Source organism: Novipirellula aureliae, from assembly GCF_007860185.1.
Classification (GTDB): domain Bacteria; phylum Planctomycetota; class Planctomycetia; order Pirellulales; family Pirellulaceae; genus Novipirellula_A; species Novipirellula_A aureliae.
This window is the reverse complement of record NZ_SJPY01000001.1, coordinates 915,286-932,186: the sequence shown is the minus strand read 5'-3', so window position 1 is coordinate 932,186 and position 16,901 is coordinate 915,286. Positions and strand designations below refer to the sequence as shown.

The 16,901-nt window shown below is 52.4% G+C and carries 17 protein-coding genes and 1 tRNA gene; 7 read left to right on the top strand and 11 right to left on the bottom strand.

The features are described from left to right. Window positions 1-23 precede the first annotated feature (23 nt). The gene (locus Q31b_RS03520; protein ID WP_146598236.1) at window positions 24-551 is read left to right on the top strand and encodes a GNAT family N-acetyltransferase; all 528 of its coding nucleotides are present in this window, start codon (window positions 24-26) and stop codon (window positions 549-551) included. A gap of 41 nt (window positions 552-592) precedes the next feature. Here the strand turns inward: Q31b_RS03520 and Q31b_RS03515 are convergent, their stop codons facing one another. The 5 genes from Q31b_RS03515 to Q31b_RS03495 all read right to left on the bottom strand — a co-directional run bounded on the left by Q31b_RS03515 (window position 593) and on the right by Q31b_RS03495 (window position 7,567). Continuing rightward, entirely contained in the window at window positions 593-2,398 is a 1,806-nt protein-coding gene (locus tag Q31b_RS03515; RefSeq protein ID WP_197170837.1) for a sulfatase-like hydrolase/transferase, read from the bottom strand. Then, window positions 2,388-3,581: an A24 family peptidase gene (locus Q31b_RS29310; protein ID WP_315860374.1), complete on the bottom strand. Its 1,194-nt coding sequence runs from the start codon at window positions 3,579-3,581 to the stop codon at window positions 2,388-2,390. The genes Q31b_RS03515 and Q31b_RS29310 overlap by 11 nt, the downstream gene beginning before the upstream one ends. Window positions 3,582-3,939: 358 nt before the next feature. Further along, window positions 3,940-5,499, bottom strand: a complete 1,560-nt coding sequence (locus tag Q31b_RS03505) for a GTPase family protein (protein WP_146598234.1) — start codon at window positions 5,497-5,499, stop codon at window positions 3,940-3,942. Next, window positions 5,487-6,629 (bottom strand): GTPase family protein, encoded by a 1,143-nt coding sequence (locus Q31b_RS03500; protein WP_146598233.1) that lies wholly within the window; start codon window positions 6,627-6,629, stop codon window positions 5,487-5,489. The genes Q31b_RS03505 and Q31b_RS03500 overlap by 13 nt, the downstream gene beginning before the upstream one ends. A gap of 149 nt (window positions 6,630-6,778) precedes the next feature. Then, window positions 6,779-7,567: a 4'-phosphopantetheinyl transferase family protein gene (locus Q31b_RS03495; protein ID WP_146598232.1), complete on the bottom strand. Its 789-nt coding sequence runs from the start codon at window positions 7,565-7,567 to the stop codon at window positions 6,779-6,781. A gap of 240 nt (window positions 7,568-7,807) precedes the next feature. Between Q31b_RS03495 and Q31b_RS27845 the strand changes: the two genes are divergently transcribed. Next, the gene (locus Q31b_RS27845; RefSeq protein WP_197170835.1) at window positions 7,808-8,326 is read left to right on the top strand and encodes a hypothetical protein; all 519 of its coding nucleotides are present in this window, start codon (window positions 7,808-7,810) and stop codon (window positions 8,324-8,326) included. A 39-nt stretch (window positions 8,327-8,365) separates the two neighbouring features. On the opposite strand, the gene Q31b_RS03485 is transcribed toward Q31b_RS27845, so the two are convergent. Both Q31b_RS03485 and infC read right to left on the bottom strand, forming a co-directional pair. Continuing rightward, window positions 8,366-9,187, bottom strand: coding sequence for a Nif3-like dinuclear metal center hexameric protein (locus Q31b_RS03485; RefSeq protein WP_197170833.1), 822 nt, complete (start codon window positions 9,185-9,187; stop codon window positions 8,366-8,368). Between the two features lie 90 nt (window positions 9,188-9,277). Continuing rightward, complete coding sequence (infC, locus tag Q31b_RS03480) at window positions 9,278-9,808, bottom strand: translation initiation factor IF-3 (protein WP_146598231.1); 531 nt, start codon at window positions 9,806-9,808, stop codon at window positions 9,278-9,280. Window positions 9,809-10,237: 429 nt separating this feature from the next. Here infC and Q31b_RS03475 point away from each other — a divergent pair. After that, window positions 10,238-10,311: transfer RNA gene (locus tag Q31b_RS03475), tRNA-Val, on the top strand. Between the two features lie 30 nt (window positions 10,312-10,341). On the opposite strand, the gene Q31b_RS03470 is transcribed toward Q31b_RS03475, so the two are convergent. Both Q31b_RS03470 and Q31b_RS03465 read right to left on the bottom strand, forming a co-directional pair. Further along, entirely contained in the window at window positions 10,342-10,659 is a 318-nt protein-coding gene (locus Q31b_RS03470) for a hypothetical protein (protein WP_146598230.1), read from the bottom strand. A 136-nt stretch (window positions 10,660-10,795) separates the two neighbouring features. Beyond that, window positions 10,796-11,677: a tyrosine-type recombinase/integrase gene (locus tag Q31b_RS03465; RefSeq protein WP_146598229.1), complete on the bottom strand. Its 882-nt coding sequence runs from the start codon at window positions 11,675-11,677 to the stop codon at window positions 10,796-10,798. A gap of 144 nt (window positions 11,678-11,821) precedes the next feature. Between Q31b_RS03465 and Q31b_RS27840 the strand changes: the two genes are divergently transcribed. From Q31b_RS27840 to Q31b_RS03450, 3 genes are all read left to right on the top strand, one after another. Beyond that, complete coding sequence (locus Q31b_RS27840) at window positions 11,822-11,980, top strand: hypothetical protein (RefSeq protein WP_197170831.1); 159 nt, start codon at window positions 11,822-11,824, stop codon at window positions 11,978-11,980. Window positions 11,981-12,301: 321 nt separating this feature from the next. Then, window positions 12,302-12,772, top strand: a complete 471-nt coding sequence (locus Q31b_RS03455; protein WP_231617274.1) for a hypothetical protein — start codon at window positions 12,302-12,304, stop codon at window positions 12,770-12,772. 307 nt (window positions 12,773-13,079) lie between these two features. Continuing rightward, complete coding sequence (locus Q31b_RS03450; protein ID WP_146598228.1) at window positions 13,080-13,781, top strand: hypothetical protein; 702 nt, start codon at window positions 13,080-13,082, stop codon at window positions 13,779-13,781. Window positions 13,782-13,859: 78 nt separating this feature from the next. On the opposite strand, the gene Q31b_RS03445 is transcribed toward Q31b_RS03450, so the two are convergent. Both Q31b_RS03445 and Q31b_RS28825 read right to left on the bottom strand, forming a co-directional pair. After that, the gene (locus tag Q31b_RS03445; protein ID WP_231617273.1) at window positions 13,860-14,792 is read right to left on the bottom strand and encodes a hypothetical protein; all 933 of its coding nucleotides are present in this window, start codon (window positions 14,790-14,792) and stop codon (window positions 13,860-13,862) included. 75 nt (window positions 14,793-14,867) lie between these two features. Further along, on the bottom strand, window positions 14,868-15,122 hold the full coding sequence (locus Q31b_RS28825) for a hypothetical protein (protein WP_231617272.1): 255 nt from the start codon (window positions 15,120-15,122) through the stop codon (window positions 14,868-14,870). Between the two features lie 513 nt (window positions 15,123-15,635). Here Q31b_RS28825 and Q31b_RS03435 point away from each other — a divergent pair. Next, window positions 15,636-16,835, top strand: a complete 1,200-nt coding sequence (locus Q31b_RS03435) for a peptidylprolyl isomerase (RefSeq protein WP_231617271.1) — start codon at window positions 15,636-15,638, stop codon at window positions 16,833-16,835. Window positions 16,836-16,901 lie beyond the last annotated feature (66 nt).

The window sequence follows — 16,901 nt, the reverse complement described above, 5'->3', positions numbered from 1 at the left end:
CCATTGAAGAAACCTTGCTAACCATGGACGACTCCATTCCGCCTGATCCAGCCCCCCAACCGTCCCAGTCCAGCCAAACTCAACCGGCAAACGAACCATTCATCGAGGGCAGCTTCCCAACGGGGGTGACCATTCGCCAAGCGTTGCCAAGCGATGCTGCGGCCATCCACGCGTTGTTAAGACCGTACGTTGTCCAGCGGCAATTACTTTCCCGAACAGAAGCCGAAGTGATCGAGTTGACCCGCCATGGCTTCATGGCTGTGCGAACCGTCGAAGACCGAGAACAGTGCATCGGGTTTGCTGCGATTGAAATCTATAGCGCAAAATTAGCTGAACTCCTAAGTCTTGCCGTTCATCACGATTACCGAAATGTGGGCGTTGGCAAGGCATTGGTCGAGTCTTGTGTCGGCCGGGCCCGCGATTTAGGAGTCATGGAGGTGATGGCTATTAGCTCGTCAGAACTCTTCTTTCAAACCTGCGGTTTCGACTACTCACTGCCAGACCAAAAGAAAGCTTTCTTTTGCCAACTAAGGCCGCGACACCCCACTTGATCGTATGGGCGGATGCTCTCTTCGAGAAGTCGTAGCCTACGCTAACGGCCAACCGCCCGATCTCCATTTGGTAGGATCGGCTCGGTCAACTCGATCGTGCCTGACCCCCTATCTACTTCGCAGCGATAGCCAAAGGGTTCGCTTGGGTTTATCGTCCACGGCCCAATCAAACAAACCTCGTTGGTCATATAATCACGCGTCACAAAGACTCGATCGTGTCGCTGTGCCTCATCCATAAGATTCACCCCGTCGAATGGGCTTTCGCCAACCATCGGCAAATCAGCCAAATCAACCAAAGTCGGTAACAAATCAGCGTGCATCGTCGGATGGGTGATGGTAAGTGGACGAATACCTGGCGCGTAGAGAACCGCGGGTGTCATGTTCTGAAACTCACTCAGTCGCGTTCCATGTCCACACGTTCCATCTTCCAAAAACGATTCGCCATGATCGCCAGTGACGATAATGATTCGGTCGCGGCGTAGCAACGGTTTGATCAGACGGTCGACGGTGTGAGCACTATTGCAGTAGCGATTCCAAACCGCCTTGCGATCATCGATCGAATAGGGAATCGGGAAATCATCATCCGCAGCTGGCTGAAAGATTCGATCGACAACATCGCTACGATAGTCAGCATGCGTCGAATAGAGATAGACCACGGCAAGCCGGGGTGTCTTCGCATCCGTCGCCCGATCCCCATCAAGAAACTTCATCGCACGAGCAACGGTACGACGATCGCCATCGACCCAATCCTTCGGTTCGCATTCATACCTGTCATACTGTTCCGAATTCAAAAACGCGTCCATATAAAACAATCGCCAATCATCCTGATTGGAAAAGAGTCCGAGTCGATAACCCGATTGACGAAACAAGCGATTCATCAGTGGGCGAAATCGAACCGGACGCTCAAACCAAATTGCCTCCAACCCGCTCACCAAACTGAACATGCCGTGGCTCGATGCATTGCCGCCCGAAAAATGGTTCTTGCACAGGACTCCGACGGAGGAAAGCTCATGCAGATTGGGCATCACCAACTCGTCAAGACACTCACGCCGCAGTGACTCAATCACGACGATCAACACATCGGTCGGCCGGTCACTACGCTGCAACACTTGGTCAAAATCTAAGCCAGCCCACTTCAAACGATGCTCCTGATCTTGACGAAAAAGCGTTCCCATTCTTGCTGGCAAATCAATCGCTGCATCTTTCGATACAGCGTTTCGCGAATCCCGAAACAATCCAGCAGCACAAAATGGATGCAGGCTAGGTGACGAACGCATGTGTTTCGATATTGGTCGCCAATAGAAGGCAGTCGTTAGAAACATCGCGGCGAAAAACATTGTAACACTCGCAACCACAAGGCTCCTTCGCAAACGAGACAATCGCAAATGGCAAAGGTAGCTCGATCTCGCGATCCATCCGGACACCCAATACCCCATTGCAGCCAACAAGAAAAACACGATCAATTTCTGTAGCGTCGCGACCACCGAACGGAGCGGGGCGTGGGCGATCAAACTACCCCGTAAATCCGTCGTAACTCGATACATTCTGGCCGATAGAAGATGGTCGGACATCCACGAGTAGACAATCGCATCACAGAGCACCAACATCGGAATACCCACGATCCATCCGCAGCCAACCGTCCACCCGAATCGCGGATAACGTTTGGCAAGGAATCCGGCGAACAACCATCCTGGAAGAATCAGCATCAACCCTTGAAGCAATACCCACACATGGATGTAAACCGAAGTGGAGATCGGTCTCCTATAAAAAACAGAGACAAGGTAGGTTGCCCATACTGCCATCGAGGACAAAATCGTCGCTCGGTAAAATGAACGATCAAGCCTCATCAGACGATGAATCCGTCGGTGGAGACTCCAACTTCGGCTTTTCATAAAGCCAATTGGGGATTAGCAGCACGACGCCAGCGGCAATTAGCAGTACTATCGGTTGACTGCCGTCACTGGGCCAAAACCAAGTCTGATGCAGCAACCGCCAAAGCATGATATGTAGTGACAACGAAACCGGCATCGCCAACGAAAAGGTTCCAAACGCATCGCTGTCGGGGAAACGTTTCTGTAGCGGCAGCGAGATAAGTGACGCCAGAATCAAGACCGTTGGCAGCATTTGCCAACCAACCACGATCGACGCCGCGGCGCAAACCAAAATCAAATCGATCAAGCGACGCGTCGATTTTCCGAGTGGATCAAACTTCGGATCCGCATCACGGCAAAGACCAGGCGCTAAACAACGGGCATAGAACGCTGCTGCTACCAATGCTGTCAGAACTCGCATCCAGGCATCCAAGTAGGAACCACCAAAGATCGATTTTGCGTCTTGCAGATGCCCTCCATCCATTTGCCACGGCACGATTCCAACGATCGGAAAACCTAGCATGGTGGTGATCAAAACCCCAAAACCAAATATCGACAATTCACGTGGCAGATGTCGTTGATCAAACCGAATCAATCCCATCGCCCAAACAAATGCGATGGCAAAGATATGGTAGGCAAGAATGAACAAGGTTGCGGCATCGACCACCGGTGATCCGAGAGGTCCAACGTGACCCAAGTGGGGGCGATGGGGCAAGGCAATTTGATTGATCTCTGCAAAACCGACGAACGCGATCGACATGCCCACCGCTGATTCAACGATCGGATAGCGTGCCGAAATCGGCAATCGACAAGTTCGACAACGCCCTCGAAGTGCGAGCCACCCGAAGACGGGGAAATTGTCTCGAGCGGCAAGTTGATGCTGACAACGAGGGCAATGAGAGCGACCGTTGATCGATTCGCCTCGCGGCATCCGCCATGCAACCACATTCAGAAAACTGCCAAACGAAGAACCGATCCAAAACAACCACAAAAAGATAACCACGTCGATCAAGCGAGGGATGATCAAATCAGAGAATGACAATAAGTTCGACTGGGATGATTGCAGCAACGCCATGCCAAACACGTAGAGAACGCTGCAACAAAAAATCGCGATCAGCAAGATCGACGCATAGCGAATCGGTCTTCGTCTTCGTGCCACGGACTCTTCTTGTGGATGGAGTATGCGAGTCTCTCCGAGACTCGTGATCTGCAAGTGAAATAGGCTCCCAGCCTGTCGCTTCAAACAGGATTGGCTACATGCTAATCCTACTCAATGTTGTAACGGTCAATTCACTTGGCGTGAAGGACTCACCAACTCAATATCCACCCCCTCCACGGCTCCCTGTTCGGCATTCGAAATCCATTCGCGGCCGATGCAACCCCTGATTCATCGTTGACCTTCGTCGGCGACGGCAATAAGTTACAAAATGCTTATGGAGGAAGCGTCACCCCCTACAAGACCTGAATCCCTCAACGATCATGGCAAATGATTCGTCGTTTGACGTCCTTTCGGGACTTCACGACAAGGCCGATTTCAGCAAACCGATCACTTGCTTGGTCAATTCCGAAACACGTTTTTCACTAAGTTGTTTGTAAAACGCTTTCAAAACGGCCGCGGATTTCCCTTGCTGCAAATGAGCCAATAGCGTTCCGACGACTTCATCGACCACCTGGTTTTCCAACGGATGAACATCTCCGGTGTAAACGCACGCATAATCACTCACGGTGCTGCCGAACAACTCCTGGCAATAAGCCACCGCAGCAGCCATCGACTCTTCCTTTAGTTCATGCGGGTTTCGCCAATCATAGGGCGGTTGCCATTCTCGGACGGGACGTAGTAAATCGATATGCGTCAGCACACCGATAATGGTTGGCGGGCGAAGCTGCCGCTTCGTTTGGTAGTAGTCGCTGAGTGTCTTGAGCATCTTCACGTCCGCATCGCGAGCTGGCGAATTTGCTGCCATCACCAACAACACGATGTCAGCTTTTTCGACAGCCGTCCGAATCTCCGACCGCTGTTTTCTCGTCACATCCGCTTCGCTATAACCGGGTGTGTCAAGCAGGATTAGATTGTTATCGGAATCGGGTAATCGGAACTGGTATCGAGCAACGTTTTGCGTTTCCGGCAGCACACTCGTTTTAGCAGTCGCGTCGCCAGTCAAAGCATTGATTAAACTTGATTTTCCCGCTTTGACCTGCCCCATCACAGCAATCGTGGTTTCAAGATCTTGCAACAACTCCAAAGGCCGCGCATCCCCTCTTGCGGCATGCACTGCTGTTGCCATCTCTGCGAAACGTTGCCGATACTGCTGCGATCCAGCCTTCAAGCGTCCACTATACATCTCAATCAAATAGTATCCGACTTGCCGCAGATAACGCTGATAGAACCGGCGTACCAACTCGTCTTGCAACTCGACAACCACTTGCCCCGATTTTCGCCATAGAGGATACGCCGCCAACTTGGCTGGATTCAAAACCGCTGAACCAAAATAGATAATCTTCTGCGCAAGCTCGATCTTATTGACCACGCCCGGCACTTGTTTTAACTGCCCCATCGTGGCGATGTTCCCGCCCGGTACATTGCTGAGCACCCATGTTTCAAGATCTTCGGTTGCCAAATGGATGACTGCCAACATCTCAACGAGCGTCAATTGATGTACCAGATTGCCGCCCGTGTCAGCGTGATAATGGTTCGCTAACCGTTGAGCCAAAACCTTTGCATCTTCGATAAATCGCCAACCGTCGGTGATCGTCTTCGAGTTGACATCGTCGACTTCGCTGCGAAATTGTTCGACCAGTTCAATGGCGGATGCGTCGATGGGCGTCCAAAAATCAGGTGCGGTTAGCGGAACGGTATGCCCCGTCTGGCTCAACTTCGCCGCCGGCCACATTCGACGGATGATCCAAGCACTCGTCCACGCGATCGGCAAACTGATCAAGACCCATTTCATCCACCCGGTTTGATAAATCGCAATCAACCCAATCACGATGTAGCAGAGAACCGGCAATGTCCATAGCAGAAACAGAACAACCATCCGCAGACGAACATCAACCAGCGAACTCTTTAGGCGTTCCATAATCGGTGGCCTCGCTTGAGTTGTTCCGCAAAAATCACTTTTAGTTGTTCGGGGTCAGGCACGTTCCCCTTGCGAAGGTCCGCAAAGTACCAATCCCATGACATGCCTAGCGCATAGGTAAAGGCAAACGAACTGGCAGCACTGGCGGCCATGCCCACGAACGGAATGAACTTGAGCGTTTCTCTGAGGGCCATTCGTATCGCAATGCGAGAACCGGCTGCCCCGCTAAGAACGGCCCAACGTGCTGGTGTGATCTCCTGTTCATAGATGCGGGCAATCTTGATTGCCAAATGAGCTTGGATGGCAACGACGGCGGGAATATCAACCCACGGCATGGGAACAGCACCGGCAGTGCCAGCCATTGCACTGGAGCCCAATACCTGCAACCGTGATCGCTTTTGTCGCTGTGACATCGGATCGCCCTGGCCGTTTGCACCAGTATCTTCGATTGCCAATAACGCTTGCCGATAAGCGTGCGGCATCTTTTCGAGAATCGCTGCCTTCAGCCGTTTGCCACCGAACTCAGGGTCGGCGAAGCCATCTTCCATCGGCGTCAGGTCGATCGCCAAGATCGAATCGAAGAGTCGATCGAATTGCTTCTTTTTCCTGTCAATCAAAACCCGCAGTGTATCAGGAATGGAAGTAGCCACCCCACTTCTCTCTTCAAAGGGATCCGGCCCATCCGATAGATCCACGGTCCCCATCACTTCATGCAAACAAGTCAGCACGAGTAGCACTGGACGCTGTGGTGCAGAAGCGCGAACCTGTCGCAGGGGTTCGATCACTTGGTCGAGCGAATGGTCGGCGATTCGGACCGTGACAATCACCAACTGCGTGGAGCCCGAAAAACGCTCGATGTCTTCGCTGGGGTCATACGACGCTTCAGCCAAACCACGCGTGTCGACAAATCGCAGCAGCGGCTCTTTCGAATCGGGGAAGTCGAAACACCGTGAAGTCTTCGTTTCCGGTCGATAACCTTCACCAACTGTCGCTTCTTCAGCACCCGTCAAGAAACGGACGATTGAACTCTTGCCACTGCCCGTTTTACCAAACAGCCAAATCGCCGGCACCGGTTGTTCACTCTTTAGCTTTTCGACCGCCTGCTCATACGAACGAGCGCTCGTATCCATTGCGTCATCCGTTGATCTTCCCCAATTCCACCATGAAGCTGCCACTATTCATTGATCCTTTAACGAAACGACTTCGCCATCATCTACCTAGCCTAGGTTCCCAGCCTGAGACCACAATCCCCCCCGCAGCCTAGAAGCCCAAGCAACGGTCAATCTAAAGATCCGCTACCGACCAGCGAGTCAAAATTCTGTAGCTCGAGCGACACCTCGGTATCTGCATCAGCGATCGACACGGCGACGGCGGCGACAAAGGGTTCACGGGGACGAAAGGTGAAAAACTGCCAATTGGAACCACAGTCCAATTCTTCATTGAGTATTCGGATCTTTGGTGAGGACGAGTCGATGTCATCAAACGCGAAATCGGCCAGCGGTGTGTGAAGCCCCGTACCAATCGCTTTGATGAACGCTTCCTTCAAGGTCCAAACTCTTAAAAATGCATGACGACGCGATTCGCCATCTGCGAACGATCGAACGTATTCTACCTCAGGCGGCGAAAAATAACGATCCGCCAACTCCGTGTCGGTCCGCCGTTCAAGTCGCTCCACATCGACGCCAAGTAAATGATGATCCTGCGATCCGATTCCACACAAAACCAATCCATCGGTATGCGAAACATTAAACGAGTGAGTCAACGTGGAAGGGTGTTTGACGAACGGCTTGCCATGCTGCAAAACGGAAAGCTCGATCGAGCGAGGTTCGATCGGTGGAGAACAAGCGAAATGTCCAAGCAAGTGCCGCACCATCCCACGACCGATGATGTGTTGGTTTCGGCTCGTTGCTACGCGAAAATGACCAGCACGCTGCCGCTCTTCACCGCTTAGCTGCGCATCACAAAAAGCCTCAACCAACCCCGGTTCGGTTGATGAACTGGTCGCATGCCAAATCCGAACAACGGATTTGCTCGGACAACGCGAATGATTCGTAAACAGCTGTTTCATGCTAGGGCGTCAAAAACAATAACGTTTCCATTTGATCGACTTGACTGACTGAAATCCATTCCATCGATAGATTCGGATGAATCGTACAAAGTCTTAACGTCGGGTTAAACCAATGCAATTTGGATGCAGGGGGGATCGCAACCCTTTTCGACCGATGACAAATGAAAGGATCCCCCGCGACCCGTTGATTGTTGCGATCCGCCTCCATTTTATCCGTAGCTAAACCTTGAGTCTACCAAGATGCCCGCACTCAAACTTGCCTTTGCCGAAACACAATCGGCACAACTGCTGATGCTCGCTGGTTTTGTCCTGCTAGGTTGGGTTCTGGCACGGCGGACGCTCCGCATGAGAAAACGAGTGAACCAAGACACTCGTGCTGCGAAAGCCGCACTCAAAACGATTCGAGAACACAAAGAGCCCGCCGTTCCGTTGTGCAATGCACCGCCCGAAATCCAACGATGGCAAGTCGCCATGTACGATACCCAGCGTGAATTGACCGCCGAATTAGATACTCGCATCGCAATCGTTCAATCGCTGCTGCGCCAAATGGATGACCGAATCGATACGCTCGGCATCACCGTAACCACCGAGTCAACACAATCAATGGCAGCGATGCCTGTTTCGAAAGACAGACAAGCTGACCTGCAAAAACGGACGATTGCCTTGACCGACCAAGGGCTTACCGCCGAGCAGATCAGCAACATCTTGGCAGCGCCCCTCAGTGACATCGAGCAGATCCTTGCGACCGTCGGCGCGTAACCAGAACACGATTTAGCGAGCGAACTAAAACGGTGCGTCTCACTCAAGAAATCGGAGGGGGTCGGATTCACGCTGACTGGCCCAAATCGTCAATTCAGGCAACTCGACGGCAAGCTGCTCTGCCAACCGTTCCATTGCAAACCTTTCGCTCTGGTAATGCCCTACGAGCACCAATTCAATACCGACCGACTCGGCTTCGAGACAAGCATGAAAGGTTGCTTCGCCGGTAATCATCGCGTCACACCCGCGACGCTTCGCTGCGGATAAGAAGCTACCACCACTGCCACAAGCAATCGCAACGCAGCGAATCAATCGCTCTGCATCGCCGATATAACGGAGGTTTTCGGAACCAACCAAACACCCAACTCGTAACACGAATGCACCTGTGGTTGTCGGCTGAGGCAATTCCCCCACCCGTCCCGGACGAAGAATCCTGTCTAAATCATCCTCGTGGCCAGACGAGCTCTCCGGTTCCACAAGCGGCTTCACATCGCGAAGCTCTAAACGATCTGCCCACATTTGGTTGATACCATTTGCAGCGGTATCGAAAGCTGTATGAGCACTGTAGATAGCCGTCCCCGCTTGGATCAGATCGATCAGCATCGAACCAGCGGTTGTATCCGTCGTGATACGGTTGGTGGGCTTGAACGGCAGTGGATGATGCGAGACCAACAAATCAACCTTCTCGGAGACGGCCTCCTCGACGACCGCGGGCGTGACGGTCAAGCAAGTCATCACACGATTGACCTCTGCCGATCGATCCCCTACCAACAAACCAACGTTGTCCCAAGTTTCTGCCAATTGCAACGGAGCGATCTCCGCAAGTAACTGACAAAGCTGATCTACCGAAATGACCGACATCGAAAAAGCCTCATCTGGGAGCAAGTCTTACCCAACGAACCGGCTAACGGCCTCAAGCATCGAATCCAATGACAATGACAATGACAATGACTACTTAGGAGCGATCATGCAAATCATTCGGCGACCGTGTTGCTGCGGCTGCGTTTCGACCTTACCAACCTCACTGAGCATCTCGACGACCATCTCCATCACCTTGCGTCCTTCTTCGATGTGAGCCATTTCTCGGCCTCGGAACAGAACGCTGACTTGGACTTTATCCTTATGCTCTAAGAACTTTTCCGCTTGTCGGATTTTGGTGCGAACATCCTCGTCACCCGTCTTGGGACGGAGGCGAATTTCCTTCGTCTTCGTCTTCGCGTGACTACTTTGTGTCTTCTTGTTTTTTTCGTACTTGAATTTGCCGTAATCCATGATCCGGCAAACCGGAGGTCGTTCATTTGGAGCGACCTCGACAAGGTCGAGGCCCGCATCACGGGCACGATCGAGAGCGGCTTCGGTGGGAATGATTCCCAACTGCTCTCCCTCTTCACTTACCACCCGAATCGGACTGATCCGGATTTGGCCATTAATTCGTACGCTATCTCGAGTTTCTTGCTGGTTGCTTTTACGTGCCAATGCCACTAATAAAATCGTCTCCGGCCAGAGGGCGAATCTGGCACAACGGGTAAAGGGTTGACCAATTCATTTGCGTGTCGCAAATGAGATCGATCAAAAGGAGTAATGTGATAGTCTACAACAGAACATGTATCGAAAGTATCTATCTTGCCCCAAGTAACCGTCAACAGGAAAAAGCCAGAAATCAGGATTTTAACGGCGAACAGCGACACAAAATGCCGTTTTCGATCGAGAAATCCGTCTTCAACAACACGAAAATGCCTTTCCCACCAAAAAGGTAGCCTAAAACGTACTTGACGAGTCGGTTGATTCCGCCCAAACTACGCAACCAGTTTGTAGGACGCTCGCACTCAAGAACAGTGCCGAAACGGTCCGAAGTCAATCAAACCAAAGCAGAGTCACCACTGCGAGAAAATGGTGTCAGAAAACAAAATCGGGCAATTAGCTCAGTTGGTTAGAGCGCCACGTTGACATCGTGGAGGTCACAGATTCGAGTTCTGTATTGCCCATTAGATAGTGATTCCCCTTGCTATCCTGAACTAAAAAAACACCGCTTTTTGCGGTGTTTTTTCATTTCCGGCCGTATCGTCCGGACCCTCAATAGTACCAGATAGACCCGAAATGCAACCGCCAGTGCAACCGCGGTTGCATCCCAAATCGTCTGTTTCCGGCTCGGGATCGCTCGCCAGTGGCGAGGGGGCCACGGTTTGCCCGCTAGGATCCGATGCCGCTTGGAACGCTTCGTCCGTTGCCATCGCGTAGGACTTCATCGCCACGGGAACGGAATTGCCGATCCACGAAACCACATCCTTGGCCGGATAGCGAGCCAGCAATTCCGTTTCACGGCTCGCCCGCAAGTTTTTGAAACAACTTCGGCCACGGGGTCACGCCCGCCCGTTTCAGGATCAACAGAAAGGTGGATCGTAGATTCTGGGTCGATTGCCGATAGCGGGTGATGACGAATTCCGCGCTACCGTCATCGGGGGCCGCATCTCATGCCGCTTCCAAGTACGGCCGCAACTCGGGAAAGATCGGGCAAACGCGAACACCGCCAGCCGCATGGTGTTCCGTCTTGCTTGCGTTAAGTGTCATCCGTCCGGCGGGCAAGTCCACGTCCAACCACCGCAACGCCACCAACTCACTTGGGCAACGCAAACCGCCGTAGCGAGCCAATGCAAGAATCGTTTTCCATTCATGGTCAGGGCAATGCTCCATGCAACTTTCAATGACGGCGGCCGGGACGAAGTGTTGCCGTTTCGCATTTCCTTGAATCGAACTAGGCAACTTTGCAAAGGGGTCCGCCGGCATGTAGCCGCGTTCCACCGCTTCCAAGAAAAACTGTTTCGCGGTTGCCGTTCGACGTCTCACGGTATCTTCGGCCATCCACTTTCTATTCTTATCCCGACGGTTGCCTTTCGTCTTTAGCCAGACTCGCCACCGCTTGCCCTCCGCCGGTGTAATGTCCCGCAAAAGTTTCTTGCGACCGAAAAACGTAAGCAAGTTTGCTTTCGCTTTCGTGAAACTCTCTTTCGTCGATGCCTTTACGTCTTGCCGCTCGCCAATGTATTCGTCGATCCACTTTTCCAGCGTCAAAACTTTGGCAACACGTTTTGCGACCGATTCGCACAAACCGCATCTTGCCAACTTATTCCGCAAGTCGTCATTGATACCACCAAGCCAATCGGCCGTTGCCATTTCCGGCGGACGTTTTTTCTTCACTTGATCTAGCAAGTGTTCGACGTGTTCCTTAACTTCCTGCGCCTTCCATTCGGGAACGTCCCCGAGCCATATTGTTCGGTTTCGCTTTTCCGCGTCCCGAAACTGTAAACGGTAGCCTTTGCGGCCGCGGTCATCTTCTAAGCGTAGACTTGCCATTGAATCACCTTTCAACGTCACCAAAGGAGAGATAGAGCAACGGCGGGCCGGTGGTGAAGCCGGTTTTCGGGGATCAACCTCGCCGTTGCAATGGTATACTAACAAATGTCCCCCAGCGTTCCAACTAATACTGCGATCCGATCAATGAGCAGAAAACCTCCGAAGCAACTTGCCCAGCGTGAAGGGGGATGTCTTTATGTGATTGCCGCGTGCGGACTTCTGTTTGTGTTGATAACTGCCATCGACGTTATTGGCATCGGCATGGCGTATTTCCTTCCGTGGCTTCGTCAGTGGTGGCAATAGGTCCCATTGCTTCGGCCGGCTCGGGTGAAACAATTGTCACCAATGGGGACCGGCCCCGGCGCGATTCAACGCGGACCAAACCGCGTTCGGCCATCTTTCGCAAAATGCGCCTTGCTGTTTTGGGATGGACGGATAGTTCCGCAAGGATACCACCAAGGGATACCACCAAGGGATACCACCAAGGGATACCACCAAGGGACATACCACCAAGGGACATACCACCAAGGGACAGAGCATGATTTTGGTGGATTTGCCTTTTCCCTAACCGAGGTATACGATTCCTGGTGATTCTGCTGATGCTTTTCTCTCGGGAGGTGTGTGATGGTTCGGTTGGCACGTAGCGAAGTGTTTGATCCGCATGAGGTCGTTATCGCCCATCTGTACAATCGGACCTGCCGACGCTGTTTCCTGATGGGAAATGACCAAGTGTCCGGCAAAAACTTCGACCACCGGAAAATCTGGATCGAAAAGTATCTGCAACAGTTTGCGGAATTTTTTTCTTTAGATTTGCTAGCTTTTTCAATACTAGACAACCACCTCCACTTGATCCTAAGATCGCGGCCCGATCTGGTGGCGACCTGGAGCGATAGGGAGGTGGCTCGGCGCTGGTTGATGCTCTGTCCACACCGCCGCAAATCCGACGGGTCGCCTTTGCCGCCAAGCGAGCCAGAACTCAAATCGATCGCTGGTTGTCCAATCAAATGCCAAGAAATCCGCGAGCGGCTGAGCAGTTTCAGTTGGTGGATGCGGCTGTTGTGCCAACGCGTTGCGATGCGAGCGCAACGAGGCTAGCAATTTCGTCCGCCGAGGGACTGTTGGAGGCCGATTCCATGGCAATTTACCTAAAATGTGTTCTCTAAAACTCCCAGCCTTCCGGGCTGCACGTCTCCTATTGTAAATCCCATGTTAATTTGAGCCCAGGCCAATCTTCCCCACAAACCCGGTCATGCACCCGAGGGAAGAGGGACGAGGGGGCAAAACTTTACTTGACTGGAGAGACAATGATTTCGTAAATTCCCCATGCGGGCGAAATCTTCACTCGCCTATTTAGAAAATAGAAAGAATCATCTTTAACGATTATCGGAACAGAGTATTCGCCATGGGTAGTTCTGAATTATCACCACGTCGTCCACAGTATCGTTTGGGCGATTTTGTCATCAAACGTCATCGATTCTCGGATTCGGAAACGGCGGGTTACCAGCAGCACTACGAGGATTCGATCGGAACGGCTTATTTGGTTACCACCAAGCGTCGACGGAAGTACGCGTTATTGTCGAGATTGGTCGATCAATGGCAGAGTGCGCGGAGCAGTACGACACCGACGGAGCGGACGTTGTCGATTCATTTGAGACTGGGTGACCGGATCACTCAGAAGAAACTACCGACGGCTGCTAAAATAGCCGCAATCACCGAACGTATTTTGCGGCGGCACGTCGAAATCGATCGCATCGTCTTGCTGTATGGGAATCACATTGTCGGCAGCGATGGCCGACAGGATCAAAGTTTGGAGTATATCAGCACACTGGAAGGGGTGCTGATGCAGATAAGTGATAAGTTGGGGCGTCCAATGGAGCTGGAGAAACGGATCGACATGGATCCAGACGAGGACTTTGCTTTCCTGACGAACTCAAAGTATTGCCTGTTAACGATCGGCGGTTTTTCGGCCTTGGCAGGAATTTTATCGGGGCGTCGTGGCGGGGTAGTCTATCTATCGTCTTACCGCGGTCCCGTGCGTTTGCTCGCGCAGATCTTCTATTCGCGTTTGCTGGGTTGGCCTCGCAGACGCCAGCGGCTGGGGTAACAGAAAGCTTTCCGCTCGGAGAGAAGAGCGACATTGCGGCCTTCGCCGCCTAAAGAGTGCACCTGACACTTTGTAGATCTACGCGGCGCAGTAGGCACGGATGCCGATGGCGTTTTGTTGGGTTTGCTTCCAATGGTCTTCCATTGGCTTGCTGTCACTAATGTATGCAGCACGTAGGCACAAGACAGCGTCTCCACCTTCGGTCGACCAGAATTTTTCGCTGCCTTTGACTCGACGATTGACCTGCTTGACCGTTGATTCCATGATCGAGCTCGTCAGCGGATAGCCGCGCCGGCGATATTCCGGGTAGTCCATCCGGCCACGATGGTTGCGATAGTAAACTCGCGATCGACGAACGATCTCTCGAGCGTCCGTATCGCTCACGTCGGCCGGAGAACTGCCGAGTTCCTCCTGGTACTGATCCAATTCTGCGATTACTTCATCAACCTTTCCCTGCCAGATCAATGTGGCGAAACGACGGTAGCATTCCCACGATTGTGGCTGTTCACCGTAAATTGCTCGGGCCGCTGCCAAGCTATACGACAACGCATGCATGATGTCCAACACGGTGGTGAAGTTGCCGAACCACTGCTGCTGCATCTCTTCGATTGCCAAAGAACCATCCGAGACAAAGACCTTGTGCTGCGTCTTGAAGAATCCAGCATACCAAGCTGAACTGGCTACCATTGGCCCAAACTCCTGCCAGGTTTTACCGCTGGCAACAACGTCTTTGCTAAGTAGTTCTGGCCGTTGCCAAGGAGACTCCTGAGAGACGTCACCACGCTGACCTTTAAGGTTTTCGCCAGCGACTTTACCCATTTCGGCAAGCTTTTTTGCGATGCAAACGTCTTGTAAGAAGTCAGGCAACTCCGCGTCGGGATCTTCTTGGTGAGACTTGGTTTTCATCGACAGCACGATCGCCATTCGACTTTCTTTCCAAAAGCTACCCGACTCAGGTTTCGCGCCACCGCGATCAAATCGCTGGAACCGACCGCCGTCGCTCATCAGCACAGCCAGCTCCGGTGCTTCTTTATCAGCAGGCCCAGAGTTGTTCTGATCGGGAATGGATTTTTCGAGGAAGGCGTCCTACAAGATCTTCTCGAGTTCACGCCGAGCCTTGCCGTTTCGCAGCGTGGCCAGTCGTATCCGTTCGGTTTTGATATCTAGTTCGGCCAGTTCTCTCAAGTCGTCACTGGCGACTTGATAACTCGCCTTATTGGCTCCCGCGTAAACCATCTTACGTTCGACTTTAGGGCTGACGGTGGCTTCAACGCGGAGGGCCAATTCAGCCAGCCGAGGGAAAAAAAGACCGGCGACATCGCCGGCAAAAATAGCCTTCATTGATCCACTCGACTTCGCCGCGAGCGGATTGAATGATCATCGGTTCGTCGTCGTCAGGGTCGTGCGGCTTGGGCACGGCTTTGCACTTCGGACAGCGAACAGGCTTCTCTGCTGCCGGCAGATCCTTGGCGGACTCGTTCAATGCCATCGAGCTGAGCAGATCGGTTAAGGCATTGGTTTCAATCTCCAGCTCGTCGAACGTCTTGGGCGTACCATCGTCGTGGTAGCGGCCTCCGTTGATTTCATTTAATTCTTTGGCGAGTTCCAGTGCTCAAGCACGATTCTTGGGTGAAATGGCCATCCTAACCCTCCTGGTTTACCGGTTTTCAAGGGAAAACCGAGATTCTGATCAAATCCCGAATCAAATACCATACCAATTACAAAGTGTCAGGTGCACTCGGACAGCGGGGTTTGCCGAGATTGATCTTGCCACCGCTTTGACGGCGCAGTTACAAGCGAATTCGTTTGTCGATTTGTCAATGCGACCCCACTCGAAAAAGTGAAGAGCAAGGAATGCACTCGCCTCCTAACCGTCCCTCTAAACACGCCCGTGTTGGGCGTCCGTTTGGCATGCTGGCGGCATCTCTGATGCTGGGATTGCTGGCCAGCGAAGGTTTCTCTCAAGCTCCGACGTCCACGGACGTGCAAGCTGCACTCGCAATCCAGTTGCCCAAAGACCCCGCTGCCATTTTAGCCGTTGTCGGCCAATCCAAAATTTTTCTGAATGAAATTTCGCCCAAGGTTGAAGCCCGAATCAATGAGGTTTTGGAAAAGACAGATCAAGAGATTCCCGATGACCAATTGCGATTTGCACGCGTCAGCCTTACTCGCAATATGCTACGCCAAGCGATTCAAACCAAAATGATGCGTGAGTGTTTTTTGCTCGACCAAGTCGCGACCCAAAACGCTGACAAACGAAACGAAGCGGACGCCATGTTGGCTGCTCGGGCTCGGCAAATGTTTTACGAATCCGAATTGCCGCAGCTTCAAAAACAATACAAAGTCCAAGACCTCGGCGAGCTTGATGCCCTGCTACGAGAGAAAGGCAGCTCGCTATCGGCCCGGCAAAGAGAGTTTGCCGACGCGATGCTCGGGCATCTCTACATCAAGAGCAAGGTCGTTCAAGACCCTAACGTATCAATCGCTGAAATCACTCAATACTACCAAGAAAATCACGACGAGTTCGCTCAGCCAGCGGCCGCGAAGTGGGAACAACTTTCGGTTCTGTTTAGCCAGATCCCCGATCGGAATGAGGCGACGGCGGCTATCTCGGAAATGGGCCGCGAAGCCTACTTTGGAGGTAACATGCAGGCGGTTGCAAAAGCCAAAAGCCAAGAGCCGTTTGCTAGCAAAGGCGGGTTGCACGACTGGACGACACAAGGTGCACTGGCCTCCGAGATTCTCGATCAACAAATCTTCTCGCTTCCACTCAACGCGATGAGTGAAATTATCGTTGACGATACGGGGATGCACATCATTCGTGTGCTCGATCGTCGCGGTAGCGGGTTCACGCCGCTAAGTGAAGTCCAAGATGAAATACGAGCGAAGATTCGCGAAGCGAAGATTGTGGAGTCACAAAAATCAGTTCTGAAAGAGATGAGCAAGCGAATTCCGATTTGGACATTGTTCCCAGATGACTTCCCCGATGCAAAACCGCTTCCCAAGAGCATCGTGTCTCGCCATTTCGAATCCGCTCCGGAAACCGTACGCTAATACTTGCCAGCAGCGCTCATCAAGACTCTCGACAAGACTCTCGACGGGCGTTGCCGGTCGTGGATT

Bases quoted from the DNA above. Each gene is read 5' to 3' on its own strand.
- Q31b_RS03500 (WP_146598233.1), bottom strand. From the start codon at position 6,629: ATGGATACGAGCGCTCGTTCGTATGAGCAGGCGGTCGAAAAGCTAAAG.
- Q31b_RS03495 (WP_146598232.1), bottom strand. From the start codon at position 7,567: ATGAAACAGCTGTTTACGAATCATTCGCGTTGTCCGAGCAAATCCGTT.
- Q31b_RS03485 (WP_197170833.1), bottom strand. From the start codon at position 9,187: ATGTCGGTCATTTCGGTAGATCAGCTTTGTCAGTTACTTGCGGAGATC.
- Q31b_RS03520 (WP_146598236.1), top strand. From the start codon at position 24: ATGGACGACTCCATTCCGCCTGATCCAGCCCCCCAACCGTCCCAGTCC.
- Q31b_RS03505 (WP_146598234.1), bottom strand. From the start codon at position 5,499: ATGGAACGCCTAAAGAGTTCGCTGGTTGATGTTCGTCTGCGGATGGTT.
- Q31b_RS27840 (WP_197170831.1), top strand. From the start codon at position 11,822: ATGAGCAGAAAACCTCCGAAGCAACTTGCCCAGCGTGAAGGGGGATGT.
- Q31b_RS27845 (WP_197170835.1), top strand. From the start codon at position 7,808: ATGCCCGCACTCAAACTTGCCTTTGCCGAAACACAATCGGCACAACTG.
- Q31b_RS28825 (WP_231617272.1), bottom strand. From the start codon at position 15,122: ATGAAGGCTATTTTTGCCGGCGATGTCGCCGGTCTTTTTTTCCCTCGG.
- Q31b_RS03515 (WP_197170837.1), bottom strand. From the start codon at position 2,398: ATGAGGCTTGATCGTTCATTTTACCGAGCGACGATTTTGTCCTCGATG.
- Q31b_RS03450 (WP_146598228.1), top strand. From the start codon at position 13,080: ATGGGTAGTTCTGAATTATCACCACGTCGTCCACAGTATCGTTTGGGC.
- Q31b_RS03455 (WP_231617274.1), top strand. From the start codon at position 12,302: ATGGTTCGGTTGGCACGTAGCGAAGTGTTTGATCCGCATGAGGTCGTT.
- Q31b_RS03435 (WP_231617271.1), top strand. From the start codon at position 15,636: ATGCACTCGCCTCCTAACCGTCCCTCTAAACACGCCCGTGTTGGGCGT.
- Q31b_RS03465 (WP_146598229.1), bottom strand. From the start codon at position 11,677: ATGGCAAGTCTACGCTTAGAAGATGACCGCGGCCGCAAAGGCTACCGT.